The 20305-nt window shown below is 70.0% G+C and carries 20 protein-coding genes; 11 read left to right on the top strand and 9 right to left on the bottom strand.

Features of this window, described 5'->3' with window-relative positions; all coding sequences use genetic code 11:
• Positions 1–83 precede the first annotated feature (83 nt).
• The 5 genes from TSO352_RS22775 to era all read left to right on the top strand — a co-directional run bounded on the left by TSO352_RS22775 (position 84) and on the right by era (position 4021).
• Positions 84–830 carry a pyridoxine 5'-phosphate synthase gene (locus tag TSO352_RS22775; RefSeq protein ID WP_109109475.1) on the top strand — a complete coding sequence of 249 codons (747 nt, stop codon included), beginning with the start codon at positions 84–86 and terminating at the stop codon, positions 828–830.
• Positions 827–1297 carry a holo-ACP synthase gene (gene acpS / locus TSO352_RS22770; protein WP_109109474.1) on the top strand — a complete coding sequence of 157 codons (471 nt, stop codon included), beginning with the start codon at positions 827–829 and terminating at the stop codon, positions 1295–1297. Before TSO352_RS22775 ends, acpS begins: the two co-directional genes overlap by 4 nt.
• Complete coding sequence (gene lepB / locus TSO352_RS22765) at positions 1294–2061, top strand: signal peptidase I (RefSeq protein WP_109109473.1); 768 nt, start codon at positions 1294–1296, stop codon at positions 2059–2061. Before acpS ends, lepB begins: the two co-directional genes overlap by 4 nt.
• Positions 2062–2856, top strand: coding sequence for a ribonuclease III (rnc, locus tag TSO352_RS22760; RefSeq protein ID WP_247872324.1), 795 nt, complete (start codon positions 2062–2064; stop codon positions 2854–2856).
• A gap of 259 nt (positions 2857–3115) precedes the next feature.
• On the top strand, positions 3116–4021 hold the full coding sequence (gene era, locus TSO352_RS22755) for a GTPase Era (RefSeq protein ID WP_109110812.1): 906 nt from the start codon (positions 3116–3118) through the stop codon (positions 4019–4021).
• A gap of 104 nt (positions 4022–4125) precedes the next feature.
• Here era and TSO352_RS22750 read toward each other — a convergent pair whose 3' ends face one another.
• The gene (locus TSO352_RS22750; protein WP_109109472.1) at positions 4126–4431 is read right to left on the bottom strand and encodes a hypothetical protein; all 306 of its coding nucleotides are present in this window, start codon (positions 4429–4431) and stop codon (positions 4126–4128) included.
• Between the two features lie 448 nt (positions 4432–4879).
• Positions 4880–5164 (bottom strand): (2Fe-2S)-binding protein, encoded by a 285-nt coding sequence (locus tag TSO352_RS22745; RefSeq protein WP_109109471.1) that lies wholly within the window; start codon positions 5162–5164, stop codon positions 4880–4882.
• 221 nt (positions 5165–5385) lie between these two features.
• On the opposite strand from TSO352_RS22745, the gene TSO352_RS22740 reads away from it, so the two are divergent.
• Entirely contained in the window at positions 5386–6381 is a 996-nt protein-coding gene (locus TSO352_RS22740) for an SAM-dependent methyltransferase (protein ID WP_247872323.1), read from the top strand.
• A 41-nt stretch (positions 6382–6422) separates the two neighbouring features.
• Here TSO352_RS22740 and TSO352_RS22735 read toward each other — a convergent pair whose 3' ends face one another.
• Positions 6423–8003, bottom strand: coding sequence for a matrixin family metalloprotease (locus tag TSO352_RS22735; protein ID WP_109110810.1), 1581 nt, complete (start codon positions 8001–8003; stop codon positions 6423–6425).
• Positions 8004–8172: 169 nt separating this feature from the next.
• Positions 8173–9135 (bottom strand): patatin-like phospholipase family protein, encoded by a 963-nt coding sequence (locus TSO352_RS22730; protein ID WP_109110809.1) that lies wholly within the window; start codon positions 9133–9135, stop codon positions 8173–8175.
• Positions 9136–9523: 388 nt separating this feature from the next.
• Here TSO352_RS22730 and TSO352_RS34295 point away from each other — a divergent pair, with 388 nt between their 5' ends.
• The 5 genes from TSO352_RS34295 to TSO352_RS22710 all read left to right on the top strand — a co-directional run bounded on the left by TSO352_RS34295 (position 9524) and on the right by TSO352_RS22710 (position 15851).
• Entirely contained in the window at positions 9524–9652 is a 129-nt protein-coding gene (locus TSO352_RS34295) for a hypothetical protein (protein ID WP_282183904.1), read from the top strand.
• Between the two features lie 321 nt (positions 9653–9973).
• Positions 9974–10681, top strand: a complete 708-nt coding sequence (locus TSO352_RS22725; RefSeq protein ID WP_109109470.1) for a protein phosphatase CheZ — start codon at positions 9974–9976, stop codon at positions 10679–10681.
• Between the two features lie 4 nt (positions 10682–10685).
• Complete coding sequence (locus tag TSO352_RS22720; protein WP_247872322.1) at positions 10686–11447, top strand: hypothetical protein; 762 nt, start codon at positions 10686–10688, stop codon at positions 11445–11447.
• Positions 11444–12154 (top strand): flagellar motor protein MotB, encoded by a 711-nt coding sequence (locus TSO352_RS22715; RefSeq protein WP_109109469.1) that lies wholly within the window; start codon positions 11444–11446, stop codon positions 12152–12154. The genes TSO352_RS22720 and TSO352_RS22715 overlap by 4 nt, the downstream gene beginning before the upstream one ends.
• A 37-nt stretch (positions 12155–12191) precedes the next feature.
• Positions 12192–15851, top strand: a complete 3660-nt coding sequence (locus tag TSO352_RS22710; protein ID WP_247872321.1) for a tetratricopeptide repeat protein — start codon at positions 12192–12194, stop codon at positions 15849–15851.
• An 84-nt stretch (positions 15852–15935) separates the two neighbouring features.
• On the opposite strand, the gene TSO352_RS22705 is transcribed toward TSO352_RS22710, so the two are convergent.
• The 5 genes from TSO352_RS22705 to TSO352_RS33620 all read right to left on the bottom strand — a co-directional run.
• Positions 15936–16481 (bottom strand): fasciclin domain-containing protein, encoded by a 546-nt coding sequence (locus TSO352_RS22705; RefSeq protein ID WP_109109467.1) that lies wholly within the window; start codon positions 16479–16481, stop codon positions 15936–15938.
• A gap of 158 nt (positions 16482–16639) precedes the next feature.
• A complete protein-coding gene (locus tag TSO352_RS22700; RefSeq protein WP_109109466.1) occupies positions 16640–18538 on the bottom strand; it encodes a potassium transporter Kup in 1899 nt (632 codons plus the stop codon).
• 268 nt (positions 18539–18806) lie between these two features.
• Entirely contained in the window at positions 18807–19610 is an 804-nt protein-coding gene (fliP, locus tag TSO352_RS22695) for a flagellar type III secretion system pore protein FliP (protein ID WP_109109465.1), read from the bottom strand.
• Positions 19607–19969 carry a flagellar biosynthetic protein FliO gene (locus tag TSO352_RS22690; protein WP_109109464.1) on the bottom strand — a complete coding sequence of 121 codons (363 nt, stop codon included), beginning with the start codon at positions 19967–19969 and terminating at the stop codon, positions 19607–19609. The genes fliP and TSO352_RS22690 overlap by 4 nt, the downstream gene beginning before the upstream one ends.
• Positions 19970–19981: 12 nt before the next feature.
• Positions 19982–20305 (bottom strand): hypothetical protein (locus TSO352_RS33620; RefSeq protein ID WP_199231699.1); only part of this gene is annotated, 324 nt, incomplete at its 5' end.

The following is a 20305-nucleotide window of genomic DNA, read 5'->3' as shown; positions in this document are numbered from 1 at the left end:
GTGACGGAACGCCCCATCACCGCTATATAGACGGAATCGCTCCCGCGGCTCGCCGCGGGCCGGCGACGCTTTGGAGTCCGTGCATGTCCCGTTTCCTGCGCCTCGGCGTGAACATCGACCATGTGGCGACCGTCCGCAACGCGCGCGGCGGGGCCCATCCCGACCCCGTGCGCGCGGCGAAGCTCGCGATCGAGGCCGGGGCCGACGGGATCACCGCCCATCTGCGCGAGGACCGGCGCCACATCGTCGACCGCGACATCGACCGGCTGATGGCGGAGATCGACCGCCCGCTGAACCTGGAGATGGCGGCGACCGACGAGATGCTGGCCATCGCGCTGCGCCACAAGCCGCACGCCGCCTGCCTCGTCCCGGAAAAGCGGACGGAGGTCACCACCGAAGGTGGGCTGGACGTGGTCGGCCAGTACGACGCGTTGACCCGCCCGGTCGGCGCGCTGGGCGCCGCCGGCATCCGCGTCTCGCTGTTCATCGATCCGGAGCCGGCGCAGCTCGACGCCGCCAAGCGGCTGGGCGCCCCGGTGGTCGAACTGCACACCGGCGCCTATTGCGACGCTCACAGCCCGGCGGAGCGCGAGGCGGAGCTGGCGCGCATCGTCCGCGCCGCCGCCCACGCCGAGGCGATCGGGCTGGAATGCCACGCCGGCCACGGCCTCAGCTACGACAGCGTCGGGCCGGTGGCGGCGATTCCGACCATCGTGGAACTGAACATCGGCCATTTCCTGATCGGCGAGGCGATCTTCGTCGGGCTGACCAACGCCATCGCGCGCATGCGCAAGGCGATGGACACCGCCCGCGGCGCGGCGCGCGCATGATGCTGTCCGGCACCATCCTCGGCATCGGCAACGACCTGATCGACATCCGGCGCATCGAGAAATCGCTGGACCGGTTCGGCCAGCGCTTCATCGACCGCATCTTCACCGAAATCGAGCAGGCCAAGTCGGAGCGGCGGGCCGGGTCGGCGGCGAAGAACAACGCCCGCGCCTCGACCTACGCCAAGCGCTTCGCCGCCAAGGAGGCCTGCTCCAAGGCGCTCGGCACCGGGTTCCGCGACGGCGTGTTCTGGCGCGACATGGGGGTGGTGAACCTGCCCTCCGGCCAGCCGACGATGCGCCTGACCGGCGGGGCGCTGGCCCGGCTGGAGGCGATGACGCCGCCGGGCATGCGCGCCCGCATCCATGTGACGCTGACCGACGAATACCCGATGGCCGAGGCCTTCGTCGTCATCAGCGCCGATCCGATCCATTCCGCAATGCCCACCGACACGGCGACCCCAGAATGACCTTTCAGAAGCAGACGGCATCCGACGCCAAGCCCAAAGAGTCGGGGTTCGCCGAGACGGTGAAGACGGTGATCTTCGCCGTGCTGATCGCCTTCGGCGTGCGCACCTTCGCGTTCGAGCCGTTCAACATCCCCTCGGGCTCGATGATCCCGACGCTGCTGATCGGCGATTACCTGTTCGTGTCGAAGTTCAGCTACGGCTACAGCAAATACACCGTCGGCTTCGGCCTGCCGCTGTTCGAGGGCCGCATCCTGGGCAAGCCGCCGGAGCGCGGCGACGTCGCGGTGTTCAAGCTGCCGCGCGACAACAAGACCGACTACATCAAGCGGGTGATCGGCCTGCCCGGCGACAGCATCCAGATGATCGGCGGCATCCTGCACATCAACGGCCAGCCGGTGAAGCGCGACCGGATCGAGGATTACGTGACCACGGATTCGCTGGGCCGCAGCATCCGCACCGCGCAGTTCATTGAAACGCTGCCGAACGGCCGCACCCACCGGATCATCGAGGAGTCGGACAACGGCCCGCTCGACAACACGCCGGTGTTCAAGGTGCCGGACGGCCACCTGTTCATGATGGGCGACAACCGCGACAACTCGCTGGACAGCCGGGTGCCGTCGCAGGTGGGTTTCGTCCCCGTCGAGAACCTGGTCGGCCGCGCCGAATTCCTGTTCTTCTCGCTCGACGAGGGCACCCGCTTCTACGAGATCTGGCGCTGGCCGGTCGACCTGCGCTTCAGCCGCCTGTTCAACGGAGTCAGGTAAGTGTCCATCGCCAAGATGGCGCCCGCCGACACAGGCGCCGGGTCCGGCTCAACCGAGGCCGACGCGTCGAAGGCGGCCGATTCCGCCGACGTGGCCGGGCTGGCGCGCGCGCTGGGCTACAGCTTCACCAAGCCGTCGCTGCTGCGCGACGCCGTCACCCACCCCAGCCTGATGGGGCTGGAGCGCGCCGGCCGCAAGACGCACAACGGCCCCGGCATCGCCTACGAGCGGCTGGAGTTCCTGGGCGACCGCGTCGTCGGTCTGGTCGTCGCGCAATGGCTGCTGGAGCGTTACCCGGACGAGCGCGAAGGGGCGCTGGCCAAGCGGCACGCCGCGCTGGTGCGCCGGGAATCGCTGGGCCGCGTCGCCGATTCGATCGGGCTGGGGGCCTATCTGCGCCTGTCCCCGGCGGAGGCACAGAGCGGCGGCCGGGCCAACCGCACCATCCTGGGCGACGCCTGCGAGGCGGTGCTGGGCGCGATGTATCTCGACGGCGGGCTGGAGCCGGTGACGCGCTTTGTCCGCGACGCCCTGGCGGGGGAGATCGACAAGGAAACCCCGCCGCCGCTCGACAGCAAGACGAGCTTGCAGGAATGGGCGCAGGGGCGCGGCAAGCCGCTGCCCCAGTATGAACTGATCGAACGCAGCGGCCCGGCGCACGAGCCGTTGTTTGTGGTTGCGGTGCGCGTCGCGGGCATGGAGCCGGTCACCGGCACCGGCTCGTCCAAGCGCATTGCGGAAAAGAAGGCGGCCAGCGCATTGCTGCGCCAGATGGGAGTACAGGTCGATGACTGACGGTCGCGACGACATCGACAAGACGACGAACGAAACGCCCGGTTCCGACGCTGCGGAGCCGACGCATGAGTCCGTGGCACCGGAGTCCGCAACGGACGACGAGGCGCTGGACCATGAGGACGGCGACGTCGAGGGCGAAGACGCCGAAGAGGGCGACGTCGAAGACGGCGAGTATGAGGACGATTTCGAAGACGGCGACTTCGACGATGAGGATGCCCCGCGCGGGCAGCCCATTTCCGTCCTGCCGCCGCTGCCGACCATGCCCGAGCACCCGCGCTGCGGCTTCATCGCCCTGGTCGGCGCGCCCAACGCCGGAAAGTCGACGCTGCTGAACGCGATGATCGGCAGCAAGGTGTCGATCGTCAGCCCGAAGGTGCAGACCACCCGGACCCGCGTCCTGGGAATCACCATCCAGGGCGACGCCCAGATGATCTTCGTCGACACCCCCGGCATCTTCAAGCCGAAGCGCCGGCTGGACCGCGCGATGGTGGCGGCGGCGTGGCAGGGGGCGGAGGACGCCGACGTCATCGGCGTGCTCTACGACGTGTCGCGCCGCGGCATCGACGACGACACCCGCAGCATCGTCGCCCGGCTGAAGGAGCAGGGGCGCGAAGCCATCCTGATCCTGAACAAGATCGACCTGGTGAAGCGCGACGTGCTGCTGGGCATCGCCGACGCCTTCCGGCAGGAGGGGATCTTCTCCGACATCTTCATGGTGTCGGCCTCCACCGCCGACGGTGTCGCCCACCTGAAGAACTTCCTGGCCGACCGCCTGCCGGACGGCCCCTGGCACTTCCCGGAAGACCAGATCTCCGACATGCCGATGCGCCTGCTGGCGGCGGAGATCACGCGCGAGAAGCTGTTCCTGCAACTGCACCAGGAACTGCCCTATTCCGCCACGGTCGAGACCGAGGTGTGGGAGGAGTTCGACGACGGGTCGGTGAAGATCTCGCAGGTCATCTACGTGCAGCGCGAAAGCCAGAAGGCGATCGTGCTGGGCAAGGGCGGCCAGCGGATCAAGGCGCTCGGCTCCACCGCCCGCCGCGAGCTGACGGAGATGCTGGAACGCCGCGTCCACCTGATCCTGTTCGTGAAGGTCCGCGAAGGCTGGGTCGACGACCCGGAGCGCTATTCGGCCTGGGGGCTGGATTTCGGCGCGTCCTGACCGGAACCGTCAGCCCGAACGTGAATGGGGCCGGCGCGAGGATCATCCTCGGCCGGCCCCAATTTTGTTGGCCTCACCCGACGCGCAGGGTGGGGCGGAGGCGTCTACGCCGCCAGCAGGCGCAGGCGGCCGTCGAATTCGTCGAGCGCGTGCATCAGATCCATCATCGCCTGGTCGGCGCGGGAACGGGCGAAGGGCCACGCATCGTCGTCGGCCAGATGGGCGGCTTCGATGCGGGCGATGGCGCGGTTGTTCAGCCCGCGGAGATGGTCGAGCGTGCGCTCCCACGCCTCGCGGCCGTCGCTGTCGGACCGCTCGACCAGGGACCGCAGGGTCTCCATCCGGTCGGTGGCGCGCACGACAAGGTCACGGCTCAGCGTATCGAAGGCGTGCCGGTTGCGGCGGCTCATGAAATGTCCTCCTGTCAGTCTCAACCGTTCTTTGACATCTCGGCCAAGCGGCACGATACCGCCGGCCCGGTGCGTCGAAAACGCAACGGAAGCGCAGTTGGAACACCCCGATGGGGGATGCCCGCTATGCCGGAATGATGGATGGAGCGGACAAGGCTATTCCCGTCCGAATCCAAATTCCGCCGGGCTGCCCTGATCCGGTGGGACAAGGCAAACCCGGTGGCCGAGGATGTCTTCCTGGTTGGATGTGCGTTTCCTCCAGGGTCGGTTTCATCCGACCCGCTTGGCCTTATATAGTCCGTCTTTTTGACGGGGCCATTTTGCTTTGTTGACGCTTTTGTGCCGGAACGCGGCGGGTCGGTCAATCCGACCAAAAATCATAGACGGCGACCATTCTGTCGCAGCCTAAAGTCGAGGTTCGGGACCAGGACCCCGCTCGGAGAGGCGCTTATTCGGCGGCGATGCCGTAGGCGGGCAGGGGGAGCGGCTGGGTGTCGGCGTTGGCCGGGGCGCCGACCGTGTGCTGGCAGCCGCCCTGCTGGGCGCAGTCGACGCTTTTCTGGGCGATGGCCGCCTGATGCTCGCTGGCCATGCTGCGCATCATCGGCACGCATTTGCCGCACTGGACCTGGCACTGATGATGGCGGAACACCGAGGCCGGGGTCGTCGCGCCCTGGTCCAGGGCGGCCTTGACCTTCTTGTCGTTCAACGCGTGGCAGACGCAGACGTACATGGCCCCTCGGCAACGTTCGGTGTGCGGGCGTGTTCTGTCCTCAGCATTACCTGAGACTGAGAATCGTTGTCAATGCTGCCTTTGCGAACCGCTCGCATATTAGCGGGGGGTGTGCGCCTTTGTCACACCGGCCGGCCCGGCATGGCCCGGGGAAGGGCATCGGCCGCATCGGCGCACGCTTGCGCTTGCAATCGCGGCCGGGCGGCGGTAGCCCGTGGGGCATGGACGACACCGCCCCCAACACCACTCCCGATTCCGGCCCCGATTCCGCGCCGCCCTCCGCCGGCGAGACCCCGGCCGGCGCCGTGGTGACGCCGCTCGGCCAGACGATCTATCTGGCGGCCGACGGCTTCCTCGACGATCTGGTGGCCGAGTTGGGCGAGGTCGCCGCGGTCGACGGGCGGCTGGTCTACGCCGATGGTCCGGCGCGGCCGGCGGCCTGGGCGCAGAACATCTGGTACGACCCGGTGCGGATCGAGTTCTCCTCGATCAAGGGCGGGGCGAAGGCGCTGCGCAACATCCAGCGCAACTGGGCCCTGTGGTCGCAGCGCCACCACCGCCGCGCCACGCTGATCCAGGAGAACCTGCCGCACGTCTCGGCCAAGCCGGTGGTCTTCCCGTCGCCGCTGCCGACCGCGCCGCTGGGCTCCTGGACGCTGCTGGACGAGTCGACCATCGTCGCCGCCGCGCGCTGCTCCAGCCCCTTCCGCAACGGCGAGGTGACCTTCGTCGAGAACCGCACCGTCCCGCCCAACCGCGCCTACCTGAAGCTGTGGGAGGCGCTGACCCTGTTCGGCGAGCAGCCGGGACCGGGCGATCGCTGCCTCGACCTCGGCGCCTGCCCGGGCGGCTGGACCTGGGTGCTGCACGAGCTGGGGGCGTCGGTGGTCAGCGTCGACAAGGCGCCGCTCGACCCCGCCATCGCCGCGCTGCCGCGGGTGGAGATCCGCCAGGAAAGCGCCTTCGGCCTGAAGCCGGCAGCGGTCGGGCCGGTGGACTGGCTGTGCTGCGACGTGATCTGCTACCCGACGCGGCTGCTGCGGCTGGTGCGGGAGTGGATGGACAGCGGGCTGGCCAAGCGCTTCGTCTGCACCCTGAAGTTCCAGGCGGAGACCGACCACGAAACCGCCCGCGCCTTCGCCGCCATCCCCGGCGGGCGGCTGCTGCACCTGCACCACAACAAGCACGAACTCACCTGGATGTGGCCCGCCGCCTGATGGGCGGCTCGAGGACCCGGGCAGCCTGAACGGCGGCCCCGTCAGGCCAGCGCCCGTCCTTCGGCGTAGCCGAACTGGATGTAGTGCTGCCTGGCGCCGGTCAGGCTGCCGCCATAGGCCGCGGCGACGTCGGGGTTGGCGGCCAGATAGGCGGCGGCGTTGAAGGCGGTGAAGGACCGCCCCTCGAACCGGCCGAACTGGATGTAATGCAGTTCGGCCGCCTCGCTGTTGCCGCGGAAGGCGGCGATCAGGTCGGGGTTGCTCGCCTCGTAGGACAGCACGTCGAACGAGGTCGAGTTCCGGCCCTCGCGGTAGCCGTTCTGGATGAAGTGCTGCGTCGCCGCGGTGACGTTGCTGCCGAAGGCGTTCAGCAGGTCGCCGTAGCCGGCGAGATAGTTGTAGGGGTCAAACCCGGTCAGGCTGCGCCCCTCATACACCCCGTAGCCGGTCAGGTGCGCGGTGCCGGCGGCGGCGTTGGCGCCGAAGGCGGCGATCAGGTCGGCGTTGGAGGCGATGTAGCGCAACGGGTCGAAGCTGGCGACGGAGAGCGAGGCCAGCGCCGTCGTCCGGTCGGAAAACAGCAGATACTCGATGCTGGTCAGCAGGTCGTTGCCCTCGACGCCGCTGACGATATAGCTGCCGTTGTCGAGCCGGGCGAGGCGGTATTGCGCGGAGGCGCCGCTGAACACCACGGTGTCGTTGCCGGTGCCGCCGTTCAGGCTGTCGCCCAGGCTGTTGACGGTGAAGCTGTCGTCGCCCGACCCGCCGGTCGCCATCTGGACCCGCGTGCCGTAGGCCAGCGCCAGGAAGGTGGTGTTGCCCGCCGTGCTGAAGCTGCCCTCCCGCAGGTCGAGCGACAGCGCCGCGGTCTGGGCGCTGCCGTCCAGGCTGTTCCGCCCCGTCGGGTCCCACAGCGTGGTGAAGCCGCCGGTGTTCAGGGCATAGCCGCTGTCGCCGGCCGCCGTCGCCATGTTGGCGCCGTAGAGATACTGGATCGCCGCGATGTCGTAGAGGCTGGGGCCGGTCAGGTAGCTTCCCGACGGCAGCGAGGCGTTGCTGTAATAGGACATCACGCTGTAGGCGTAATTGTCCTGCGCCGACGCCAGATAGGGCGGCTCCGCGCCGCCGCCCGACCCGGCGTTGTAGTTGCCGGGATGCTTCAGCCCCAGCGCGTGGCCGATCTCGTGCACCAGCGTCATGTAGCCGTAGCTGCCCGACACCGGGTTGCTGTTGCTGGGGCTGTCGTTGGCGATGAACACCTCGCCGCCCTGGGCCGCGGTCGATGGGTAATAGGTGTAGGCGGCGGATTGGCCGTTCTGGCGGTTGGTGGCGAAGGCGATGGTGGCGTTCGCCGTGTCGGTGGTCTCGACGAAGGTGATGTTCGCCACGGCGCTCCAGGCGGCCAGCGCCTGCCGGACGGCGGCGCGCTGGGCGGTGCTCATGGTGGCGAAGCCCGACGCGTCGGCGGCGGCGACCTGCCGGGAACTGGTCAGGAAGGCGTAGGAGACGGTCACCGCGACGCCGGTGGAACCGCCGTCCAGCACGCTGCCGCCGCTGCCCCAATGCGGTGTGCCGCTGGCCAGCAGGGCGGAGATGGTGTCGGTCAGTACGGATTGGCTCATGCGGCACGGCTCCAGGTCCATTCCGCGCCCGTGGCGGCCGGCGGAACGTCATGCGTGTCCGGACGGAGTCCGGCGAAGGAATGGTACGTGGGTGAAGGGTTTTGTCCAGCGCGGCACCCGTAACAATTTGGGTGGCGCGGCTCGCCGGTGCGGCTCCCGCTGGGCCGGCTCAGGCGCGGCGCAGCGCCAGCTCGATCGACGGGCGCAGCATCGACGCGGCGGCGTGGCCGATCTCCACCGCTTCGGCGGCGCGGTCGAACTCCAGGATGCCGATGTGGGCAAGCCGCGGCGCGATCAGCACGTCCGGCGGCTCGCCGGCCAGCCGCGAGCGGGTGATGCGGTCCTGCATGATGTCGATCGACCCCGCCATCACCTCCAGCGCGTTGGGCATCGGCGCGTGGGCGTGGTCGATCTGGTCGGCCAGGAAGCGGGTGCGCCGGTTGGGCTTGCGGCCGAGCCAGGTGGAGATCTGGCCGGTCAGCTGCGAGAAGGCGGGGGAACCGGCGTCGCCGCCGGCGGTCACCGGCTCCCGCCGCGCCACCGCCTTGCCGTTGGGACGTCCCAGCGGCGACAGCTCGCTGTTCAGGTTGACCGCCACCACCACGTCGGCCCCCAGCGCCCGGCACAGCGACACCGGCACCGGGTTCACCAGCGCGCCGTCGACCAGCAGGTGATGGTCGCGGCGCACCGCCGGGAACAGGCCGGGCATCGCGGCCGAGGCCAGCACCGCCGACATCAGCGGCCCGTCGCGCAGCCAGATCTCCCGGCCGGTGGTCAGGTCGGTGGCGACGGAGGCGAAGGGGCGGGGCAGATCCTCGATCCGGACGTTGCTGCGTTCGTTGTCGAAGCGGCCGAACGCCTTCTCGGCGGCGACCAGTCCGCCGCGCCGGAAGGTCAGGTCGATGACCCCCAGCATGCCGATCCAGCCCATCTTCTGCGCCCAGGCCTGCAACTCGTCGAGCTGGTCGGTCAGATAGGCCGCGCCGACCGCGGCGCCGATCGAGGTGCCGCAGATGATGTCCGGCTCGATGCCGATCTCCTCCATGGCGCGCAGGACGCCGATGTGGGCCCAGCCCCGCGCGGCGCCGCTGCCCAGCGCCAGCCCGATCTTCCGATCGGTTCCGTTCCCCATCCGCATCCCCTGGCTCCCCGCCGCTCCCGCCATGGCCCCGGCCACCCGCCTGGCCGCCCGGGCCAGACCGACCTGGCCACCTTGACCTGGCCACCTTGACCTGGCCACCTTGACCTGGAGCGTATCATTTAGGCATCGCCGCCCGTCTCTGGAAGCCACCATAAGAGGCACGCCGCCGGCGCCGCTTCCATCTCGGGTGAGAGCATGGAAATGCCGATAATTTATCCGATCTTTGATGCGGATCATCGCTCTGACGGCCGCGACTGTGGCATTTCTGTGCCAGGTAGTCGGGATTGACAGGGCCATGTGCGGCATTAACCACGCGTCAACTGTCCCTGTGTCACTTTCGTTGCGTTGCAGTGTAGTTCTCGAACCCGGAAGGTTTGTCATGGCCGACGAACTGAAGAGCTTCAAAAGGGATTGGCAGCGTTGGTCGTCGGCGGAGAAGCTGACCGCGGTCAGCGCGCTGATCGTCATCGCCACCCTGCTGGGCGTTCCGGCCGCCAGCCTGTTCTGAGCAGACCGGCTTGGGCCGCGGTCCTGCGGTCACACCTGTGCCGATTCCGCCACTCAGTTGTGTCGGCGGATCTCTCTTTACGGGCTCTTAACCCTCGCGAATTACGGTTGATCCGCTAGGGACAGTTCCTGGGACCGTTGGGCGGGACGGCTGGGCGCCGCGGGCGGTCGGGGCATCGCTCCTCCGGCCGGCACCGGCACCCGAAAGCGCTCCCCGGGGCGGTTCCGGCAGCTTCACCTTCGGCCGCCACCGTGGTTTTCCGCGCGGGCGGCCGGCGGAACGACCACCCGCTGGAACCGCCCCACTCGCTGGACACGCCCGATGACCTTTTCCGCCCATTCCGCCGTGACGGAGCAGAAGCTTCTGAGACAGCGCCTCGACGTTGCCTTCGCCGAAGCGGCCAAGCCGCTGTCGCGGGACGAGGTGACGGAGATCGTCCGCACCATCCTGGGCAGCATGGACGGCGACATCTCGGCGACCGACCTGCGGCTCTACAAGGAGGTCGTCGACCTCGCCCGCTTCATCGAGACCGCCAAGCAGGAGATCGCGGCGCTCCAGCCCGCCGACATCCGCGACGAGCACATTCGCAGCGCGACCGACGAGCTGGACGCGGTGGTGGGCGCCACCGAGAAGGCGACCTTCGCGATCTTCGACGCCTGCGACGCCATCGGCGGCATCGCCGGCCAGACGGCGCCGGAAACGGCGGCCAAGCTGAACGACCAGATCACCGCGATCTACGAAGCCTGCAACTTCCAGGACATCACCGGCCAGCGCATCAGCAAGGTGGTGCGGACGCTGAAGCACATCGAATCGAAGGTCGACCAGATCGTCGCCGCCTTCGGCAGCGAGGTGCGGCAGAACCACGCCCCGCGGCTGGCCAAGCTCGCCGCCGAGGACGCCGCGGCCGAGAGCCATTACGAGCCGATGAGCAGCGAAGAGGCGGAGCAGCAGCTTCTGCACGGGCCGCAGCTGCCCGGCAACGCCATGGACCAGGACGAGATCGACCGCCTGCTCGCCAGCTTCGACTGACGCCATGCTGGCCGGCAAGCCCACCAGCACCGGGACCACCAGCACCGGAGTCGGCACGCCCGGACTGCGGGCGCCGCATCCGGGTGCCGGGCGGGTCGACGGCCACGCCAACCCCAACAACGGCAGCATCCTGATGCTGCTGTCGCTGTTCCTGCTGCTGCTGGTCTTCTTCATCGTGCTGAACGCCAATTCGGTGCAGACGGTGCAGAAGGTGAAGGCGGTGGCCGCGTCGCTGGAGCGGACCTTTCCCAGCTTCGTCATCGACCCGCGCCTGCGCGACGGGGCGGAGCCGGTGGCCTCGCGCGCCGGGACGGTCTTCGCCGTGCAGCGCCTGGAGGACGTCGGCGCGCTGTTCGCGACCGCCGTGGCCGTCGCCAAGGTGGATGTGGTGGCCCCCGGCCAATTGCTGGAGGTGCGGTTGCCCGCCGACGACCTGTTCGTCCCCGGCACCATGACGCTGCGGCCCGACCGCCAGGGGCTGATCGACCGCGTCGCCGACGCGCTGCGCCAGTCGCGCCAGGGCGAGCGGGTGGAGCTGGACGCGCTGCTCGGCATCGGCCCGACCGGCACGCCCAGCCAGCCGCCGGGCCCGGTGGCCCGCGCCGGCGTGCTGGCCCGCGCGTTGATCGAGGATGGGGCACCGGCCCGCAACGTCACCATCGGCATCGAACGCGGGGAACCGGGCGGCGTCCGCCTGCTGTTCTCCCTGCGCTGGACCGACGACCCGGCACCGCGCAGGGCCGGCAGGGCGGAGGGCCGGCGATGATCCGCGTTCCGACAGTGCGGAGCGACGCGGGCGACGGCGGCGGCCACCGCAAGACGCTGTGGCTGATCAGCTTCACCGATCTGATTTCCTTGATGCTCGCCTTCTTCGTGCTGATGTATTCCATGAGCGAGCCGGAGGCGGAGCGCTGGACGAAGCTGGCCAAGGGCGTGTCGGAGACGATGCCGGCGGCGCGGTCGACCGCCACGACGCCGTCGGACCGGCCGGCCGACCCGCGCGCCGCCTTCAACGCCCAGGCGGTGGAGGCGCGGGCGGCGATCGACCTGCATTATCTGGCCGCCCTGCTGGGCAGCCAGTTGCGGTCGAACGCCGAGCTGTCGGTGGTCGATGTCCGGCGGGAGGACGACCGGGTCGTCATCCGGCTGCCGGGCGAACGGCTGTTCGACCCGTCCGGCGCCGCCTTCACCGAGGAAGGGCGGCGGGTGCTGTTCCTGCTGGGCGCCGTGATCGGCCGCATCGGCAACCGCATCGAGCTGGTCGGCCACGCCGAGCGCGAGGACATGACCGGCGGCGCGGCGTGGGAACGGGCGCTGACCCGGGCGGTGGCGGTGTCGGCGGCGCTGCGCGAGACCGGCTATCGCCGTGATCTGGTGGCGCGGGCGGTGATGATCCCGGCGGAGGGTGCGCCGGTCCATGGCGGCGGGCGCCTGCCGGTCGACATCGTGGTGCGTGAGGAAGGAGCGGATTGAGGTGACGGGGCAGCCGGCATCGGGACGAACGGCCTTGGTGACGAGGCGCTGGCTGCGCGGCTGCGCCGCGGCGGTGGCGCTGCTGGCCGTGCCGGTTCTGCTGGCGCCGCCGGCGGACGCCGCCACCGTGCCGGTGCGCGCGGGCAGCCACAAGGATTTCGGCCGCCTGGTCTTCGACTGGCCGTCCGCCGTCGACTACACCGCGGCGGTGGAGGGCGATCGGCTGGTCATCGCCTTCACCCAGCCGATCGACGTCGCGCTGGACCGCGTGGTCCGCAGCCTGCCGGACTATCTGGCCGCCGGCCGGGTGGAGCCGGACGGCAAGACGGTGACCTTCGACCTGAAGCGCCCGGTGTCGGTGAAGAGCTTCCGCAACGGCGCCGCGGTCGCGATCGACCTGTCGCCGGCCGTCGCCGCGCCGGCACCCGACAAGGCCGCGGCTCCGGCCGCTGCCGCGGACAAACCGCTGCCGTCCGCGACTGCGGACAAACCACCGCCGTCCGCGACCGCGGACAAACCGCTGCCGTCCGCGACTGCGGGCAAGTTGGTGCCGTCGGCCGGCAAGGTCGCGGTGCGCGCCGCCGACCACCCCGACCACAGCCGTCTGGTCTTCGATTGGCCGGCGCCGGTCGGCTACACGGTGAAGCGCGACGGCGCCGCGGTGACCGTGGCCTTCGACAAGGGCGGCAGCCCCGACCTGTCGGCGGTGACCAGGGCGAAGCCGCGCAACGTCCAGAATGTCGAGGCCTACCGCCAGCCCGACGGCACGCTGGCCGTCACCTTCGCCGTGCCGCAGGACGCCGAGGTGAAGGACAGCAAGGCCGGCAAGTCGGTGGTGCTGGAGGTCGGCAACCCCGGCTCGCGCAAGGCGCCAGGGGGGGAGGGCGGTGCTCAGCCCGCCGGCTCCCAAGGGGCCGAGCCGCCGCGCAGCGGTCCCAGCGGGTCGTCCGGCGGGCCGTCCCCGACCACCACCACGGTCCGTCCGGAACCGGCCACGCCATCCGTGGCTCCGGCCCCCGCCGGTCCGCCCCCCGCCGCGCTGCCGGTGACGCCGCTGCCGAAGGACGCGCCGATGGTGGCGTCCACCACCTCCGGCCGCTCGGCGACCGCCGCCAACGCCGCCGCGGCCACCCCGGTTGCCGCCCCGGCCGCCGCCGGGACCGAGGCGAAGCCGACGACCGCCGCCCCGGCCGAGGCCAAGGCGCCGTCCGCCGCCGGGCCGAAGGGGCCGACGCTGACCTTCGACACCGGCGGTCCAGCCTCCATCGCCGTCTACCCACGCGCCGGCCAGCTCTACATCGTGTTCGACCGGCCGATGCCGATCGGCGCCGGCAAGCTGTCCGGTCCGGGTTCGGAGCTGATGGGCACGGTGGAGCCGGTGCCGGCGACCGGCGGCAGCGTGTTCCGCACCCGGATCGGTCCGATGGTGTGGCCGACGGTCGAACGCCAGGGCACGACCTGGCGGGTGCTGTCCTCGGCCCGCCCGGCCAACATGGCCAGCGCCGGCGACCTGAAGGTGGAGCCCGACCCCGATTTCCTGCTGGGAGCCCGGCTGCTGGTGCGGGCGCCCGACGCGGCGAACGTCGTCCAGTTCACCGACCCCGACGTCGGCGACCGCATCCAGGTGGTGCCCCTGCCGGCGCCGGGCCTGGGCATGCCGGAGCCGCACCGCTACCCCGACCTGGAGGTCATGCCGTCCTACCAGGGCGTCGTGGTCCGGCCGATCTCCGACAACGTCACGGTCCGGCCGGTGAAGGAGGGGGTGGAGCTGACCAGCGCCGGCGGGCTGCACATGTCGCCGGCCGCCGACGCCGGCAACCCGGCGGTCGCCGCCCCGCCACCGGCCACCCCGCCGGCCGCCCCGCCGGCGTCGCAGGCGCCCCAGCCGGTGCCGTCCCAGCTCGCCGCCGCGCCGCAGCCGGTCCCGCCGCCCGCCGGCGGCGCCTCGTCGGCGATGGAGCCGCCCAAGGGGCAGACGCTCCAGGGCCGGCGTTTGTTCAACCTGCCGGCCTGGAAGCGCGGCGATCTCGACCATTTCACCGAGGCGCGGCAGGACCTGCAACTGGCCGTCGTCAACGCGCCGGAGTCGGAGCGGGCCAAGGCGCAGCTCGACCTTGCGCGCTTCTACTTCGCCAACGGCTTCGGGCAGGAAACGCTGGGCATGCTCGACGTGCTGCAGCAGAACCAGCCCGACCTGGAGGGCTGGCCGGAGTTCCGCGCCCTGCGCGGCGCCGCCCGCGTGCTGACCGGCGACCTCGATGGCGCCGAGACCGACCTGTCGACCCCGGCGCTGGCCGGCAACCCGGAGGCCGCGCTGTGGCGCGCCGCCATCGCCGCCGAACGCCGCGACTGGCCCAAGGCGATGGCCGGTTTCCGCTCCTCCGGCCCGGTGTTGAACTCCTACCCCGAACCGATGATCGGCCTGCTCGGCCTGCGGGCGGCGGAGGCGGCGCTGGAAACCCGCGACACCGCGACCGCCAAGCGGCTGCTCGACCGCGTGCTGGAACACAGCGGTCCCGACCAGGAGGAGAACCCGCAGACCCAGTATCTGCGCGGCCTGCTCTACGCCCAGACCGGCGAGACCGACCAGGCGCGTCAGCAACTGACCGGCGCGTTCAACAGCTATGACCGGCTCTACCGCGCCAAGGCCGGGCTCGCCCTGACCAACCTGGAGTTGTCGGAAGGCAAGATGTCGCCCAGCGCCGCGGCGGAGCAACTGGCCGGCCTGACCTTCACCTGGCGCGGCGACGATCTGGAGATGCAGATCCGCTCGCGCATGGGCGAGGTCCTGATCGCCGGCGGCGAATACGCCAAGGGCTTCAACACCATGAAGGAGACGGCGGCCCTGGTCGCCGACACCCCGCGGGCCGAGGCGATCACCAAGGAGATGTCGCGCATCTTCGCCGACCTGTTCAAGGACGGCGCCGCGCGCATGCCGACGCTCGACGCGCTGCAGCTCTACGACCAGTTCCGCGAGCTGACCCCGGTGGGCGAGGCCGGCGACGAGATCATCCGGCAACTGGCCGAACGGCTGATCGCCATCGACCTGCTGAACCGCGCCGCCGACCTGCTGCAGCATCAGGTCGAATACCGGCTGACCGGTCAGGACAAGGCGCGGATCGGCACCCGCCTCGCCTCGGTCCGCCTGCTCGACAACAAGCCGGAGGAGGCGCTGAAGGCGCTGGAACTGTCCAACGTCACCGGCATGCCGGCCGATCTGGCGGCGGAACGGCGGCTGATGCAGGCCAAGGCGTTGGCCGAGCTGAACCGCGGCGACGAGGCGATGCAGTTGCTGGCGCAGGACGACAGCACCAACGCCAACCTGCTGCGGGTCGACATCGCCTGGAAGGGCCAGAAGTGGGATGCCGCGGCCCTGGCGCTGAACAAGGTGATCGGTCCGCCGCCGGCGGCCGGCAAGCCGCTCGACCCCAACACCTCGCAGCTCGTGCTGAACCGCGCCGTCGCGCTGGCGCTGGCGGGTGACGGCAACGGCTTGAACCTGCTGAAAAAGGACTTCGACGGCGCGATAAAAGGCGGTCCGAACGAGGACGCCTTCCGCATTTTGACCCGTCCGGAGCAGGCGATGGGGCTGATCGACGTCAGCACGATCCGCTCGCGTGTCGCGGAGGTCGACCTGTTCAAGAAGTTCCTGAAGGGATACCGCGGCAAACAGACGGCGGACAAGCCGACGAGCTGATCGGGGCCACGGCGCGTGGGGCAGGGGGAGGAACTGGCGGGAGGAGCTGGCCGGCCGTCCAACTCCCCGCCGTTGCCCCGCCGGTTACTTCGGCAGCAGAACCTTGTCGATCACATGGACGACGCCGTTCGACTGCTCGACGTCGGCGATGGTGACGCGGGCGGTGCCGCCCGAGGCGTCGGCCACCATGACCGCGTCGCCGGCCTGGGAGACGGTCAGCGGCATGCCCTCCACCGTCTTCAGCATCGCCTTGCCGTTGCCCTTCTTGATGTCCGCCATCAGGGTCTTGGCGTCCAGCTTGCCGGGGACGACGTGGTAGGTCAGAACCTTGGTCAGCTGGCCCTTGTTCTCCGGCTTCAGCAGGCTGTCGACCGTGCCGGCGGGCAGGGCGGCGAAGGCCTCGTTGGTCGGGGCGAAGACGGTGAAGGGGCCCTTGCCGCTGAGGGTGTCGACCAGCCCGGCGGCCTTCACGGCGGCGACGAGCGTGGTGTGGTCCTTGGACTGGGACGCGTTCTCGACGATGGTCTTGCTGGGGTACATCGGCGCGCCGCCGACCATCTTTTCCATCGCCGCGTGGGCGCAACCGGCAAAAAGAAGGGTGGCGATCGCCACGGTGGCAACCTTCTTCATAGCATGTCCTCGTGTCGGTGAAGGCCCGCTCTTGGCGGACACATCACCGTTACGGGGCGGCTTTTCGAACAGATCACCGGATTGTTTGCGGGACCCGCCGGCTTTCTTGGCGCGAACGGCCTAACTCTTCCGACGTATTTCCGTCGGGCGGGCGGCCGTCACAACTGCACCTGGGTGCCCAACTCGACCACGCGGTTGGGCGGCAGCTTGAAGAAGTCGGTGGCGCTGACCGAGGTGCGGGACATCACGACGAACAGCTTCTCGCGCCACAACGCCATCTGCGAGTTCATCTGTGGGATCAGCGTCTCGCGGCCGAGGAAGAAGGAGGTCGCCATCACGTCGAACTCCAGCCCGAACGCCTTGCACAGCCGCAGCGCCTTCGGGATGTTCGGCTCCTGCGAGAAGCCGTAGCGGACGGTGATGCGGTAGAAGCCGTCGGCCAGCCCCTCCACCACCACGCGCTCCTTGGCCGGCACGCGGGGCACGTCCTCCACCAGCACGGTGACGAAGACGACGCGTTCGTGCAGCACCTGATTGTGTTTCAGGTTGTGCAGCAGGGCGATCGGCACCGTGTCGTTGCTGGAGGTCATGAAGACCGCCGTGCCCTTCACCCGGTGGATGTCGCCCGATTTCGCCCGCCGCTGGATGAAGGCGTCGAGCGGCAGCGATTCCTCGGCCAGCCGCCGGGTCAGCACGGCGCGGCCGCGGCGCCAGGTCGCCATCAGGCCCAGCGTCACCGCGGCGATCACCAGCGGGACCCAGCCGCCATGCGGGATCTTGACCGCGTTGGCCGCGAAGAAGGACAGATCGACCGAGAGGAACGTCACGCCGAGCCCGGCGCAGACCGGCAGGCTCCAGTTCCATTTCCGGTGCGCAACCACCAGCGCCAGCAGCGTGGTGATGATCATGTCGCCGGACACCGCGATGCCGTAGGCCGACGCCAGCCCGCTGGAGGACTGGAACAGCACCACCAACCCGATCACCGCCGCCAGCAGGCCCCAGTTGGCGCGAGGGATGTAGATCTGCCCCTCCTCCTCGTTGGAGGTGTGGCGGATGTCCAGCCGCGGGCACAGGCCCAGCTGCACCGCCTGCCGGGTCAGCGAGAAGACGCCGGAGATCACCGCCTGGCTGGCGATGACCGTCGCCGCCGTCGACAGCCCGATCATCGGGTACAGCGCCCAGTCCGGCGCCAGCAGATAGAAGGGGCTGCGGACCGCCGACGGGTCGCTCAGCAGCAGGGCGCACTGGCCCAGATAGTTGATCAGCAGCGCCGGCAGCACCACGAACAGCCAGGCGACCTGGATCGGGCGCCGGCCGAAATGCCCCATGTCGGCGTACAGCGCCTCGCCGCCGGTCACCGCCAGCACCACCGCGCCCAGGACCAGGAAGCCGGCCAGCCCATGCTGGATGAAGAAATTGACGGCGTAATAGGGGTTGAAGGCGACCAGCACGCTGGGCTGCTGCACCACCTGGATCAGCCCCAGGATGCCGAGCGTGCCGAACCAGGCGACCATGATCGGGCCGAACAGCGCGCCGACGCGCGAGGTGCCGTGGCTCTGGATGCCGAACAGCGCGATCAGGATGCAGACCGTGATCGGCACCACCATCGACTCCAGCGCCGGCTCCGCCACCTCCAGCCCCTCGACCGCCGACAGCACCGACATCGCCGGTGTGATCATGCCGTCGCCGTAGAACAGCGAGGCGCCGAACAGGCCCAGCGCGGTCAGCACCGTCAGCCGGCCGGACGCGTCGGGCCGGGTCTTCGATGCCAGCGCCAGCAGCGACAGGATTCCGCCCTCGCCCTTGTTGTCGGCGCGCATGACGAACACCACGTACTTGACGGTGACCACCATCACCAGCGCCCAGAACACCAGGGACATGATGCCGAGCACGTTGTCGTGGGTGAGCGCCAGCCCATGTTCCGGGCTGAAGCATTCGCGCAGCGTGTAGAGCGGGCTGGTGCCGATGTCGCCGAAAACGACGCCGAGCGCGCCGAGGGTCAGCGTCGCGAGCTTGCCGGTGTCGGGCTGCGCGGCCTTCAAAGCGGTTTCAGTCATGCAGTGGTTGCGGTCCGAAGTTGGTCCGTCGGTATGATGGCACGCCCCGGACCGCCGCAAGCGAACAGCCGGGCCGATGACCGACGGAGCGGCCCGGTGGAGTGACCCAGCGCCGCGCGCCCCGCCGGCGCTCATCGGTTTCCTCATACGCGTTTGCCGACCGCAACACCAGCGCCAGCTTGCGCGGCGGCGCCTCCGCTTGGTCCCTGCGACGAAGTGCGCGGGGCTTGCTCCCGCATACCGTGCGGAGGTCAGGGGCCGCCGGCGATCACAACGTGCCGAAGCTGCGGGCCAGCGAGCCGGCGATCAGGTACCAGCCGTCGACCAGCACGAAGAAGATGATCTTGAACGGAATCGCCACCATCGTCGGCGGCAGCATCATCATGCCCATCGACATCAGGATCGACGACACCACCATGTCGATGATCAGGAAGGGCAGGAACAGCAGGAAGCCGATCTCGAACCCGCGCTTGATCTCGGAGATCATGAAGGCCGGCACCAGGACGTGCAGCGGGGTGTCGCCCGGTTCCGCCACGTTCTGAAGGCGGGCCATGTCCATGAACAGGCGCAGATCCTTCTCGCTGGTGTGGTGCAGCATGAACTCGCGCAGCGGCGCCACCGTGCGGCGGAACGCCTCCATCTCGTCGATTTCCTGGTTGATCAGCGGCTGGATGCCCTGGTTGTAGCTGCGCTCGAACACCGGGGCCATGACGAAGAAGGTCAGGAACAGCGCCAGCGACATCATCACCGTCGTCGGCGGCACCTGCTGGACGCCCAGCGCGTTGCGCAGGAAGGACAGCACGATGACGATGCGGGTGAAGGCCGTCATCATGATCAGGATCGACGGCGCCAGCGACAGCACCGTGATCAGCCCGACCGTCTGGACGATGCGCGAGGTCGCGGTGCCGCCGGCGTCGCCCAGGTCGAAGGTCACGCTCTGCGCCAGCGCCGGGCCGGCCCAGAGCCCCATCGCCGTGCCGACCGCCAGCGCCAGCAGCAGCCCGCCCAGCAGCGGCTTCCAGCCGGGCCGTTTCCAGCCGGGCCGGGACAGGACCGGACGCCGGGCGGTCATCGCCCGTCGCTCCCGGCGCCGTGGCTCTCCGCCGCGGCGTCGCTGTGGGCGGTCGCGTTGTGGGCCATCGCGCTGTCGAAGCCGCCGGCCGGAGCGCTGTCGACCAGCAGGTCACCGTTGGCGCTCAGCAGGATCAGGTGCTCGCGGTCGTCGCGGCGGACCAGCAGAAGCCGCCGCTTGGCGTCGATCGGCAGCGCCTCCACCACGCTCAGCCGCCGCTGGCGGGCGCGTCCGCGCGCCGCCTTGCCGGGCATGCCGCCGGCCATGCCGATGCGGCGCAGCACCCAGGCGACGACCATGATCAGCGCCACGACGAACAGCAGCGCCATCAGGAAACGGATGTACTGGTCGAGATCCATCGGACTCTTGTCTCAGGTCGATTCGGGCGCCGCCGGGCGGCCATAGGCGGCGACGGCGCGCTGGCGGGCGGTGTGGGGGTCGTCGCGGCCGGCGATGGCCGCGGCCATGGCGTCCTCGCGTCGGGCGTTCTGGTCGGCCAGCGCCGCAGCCAGCGGGTCGAGCGCGGCGACGAGCTCGCCGAGCCGGCCGATCAGCGACCGCGCTTCGGTCGACGGCAGCGCCTCGGCGGCGGCGCACAGGCGGGCGACGCTGTCCTCCAGACCGGCGAGGTCGATCAGCGCGCCCTCGTCCGCCTGACGCCGCGCGTCATCCAGTGCCGTGGCCAGCGCCGTGGC

This window comes from Azospirillum sp. TSO35-2, from assembly GCF_003116095.1.
Lineage (GTDB): Bacteria > Pseudomonadota > Alphaproteobacteria > Azospirillales > Azospirillaceae > Azospirillum.
Note: the sequence above shows the minus strand (reverse complement) of the source record. Positions and strands in the feature narration are given on the sequence as shown.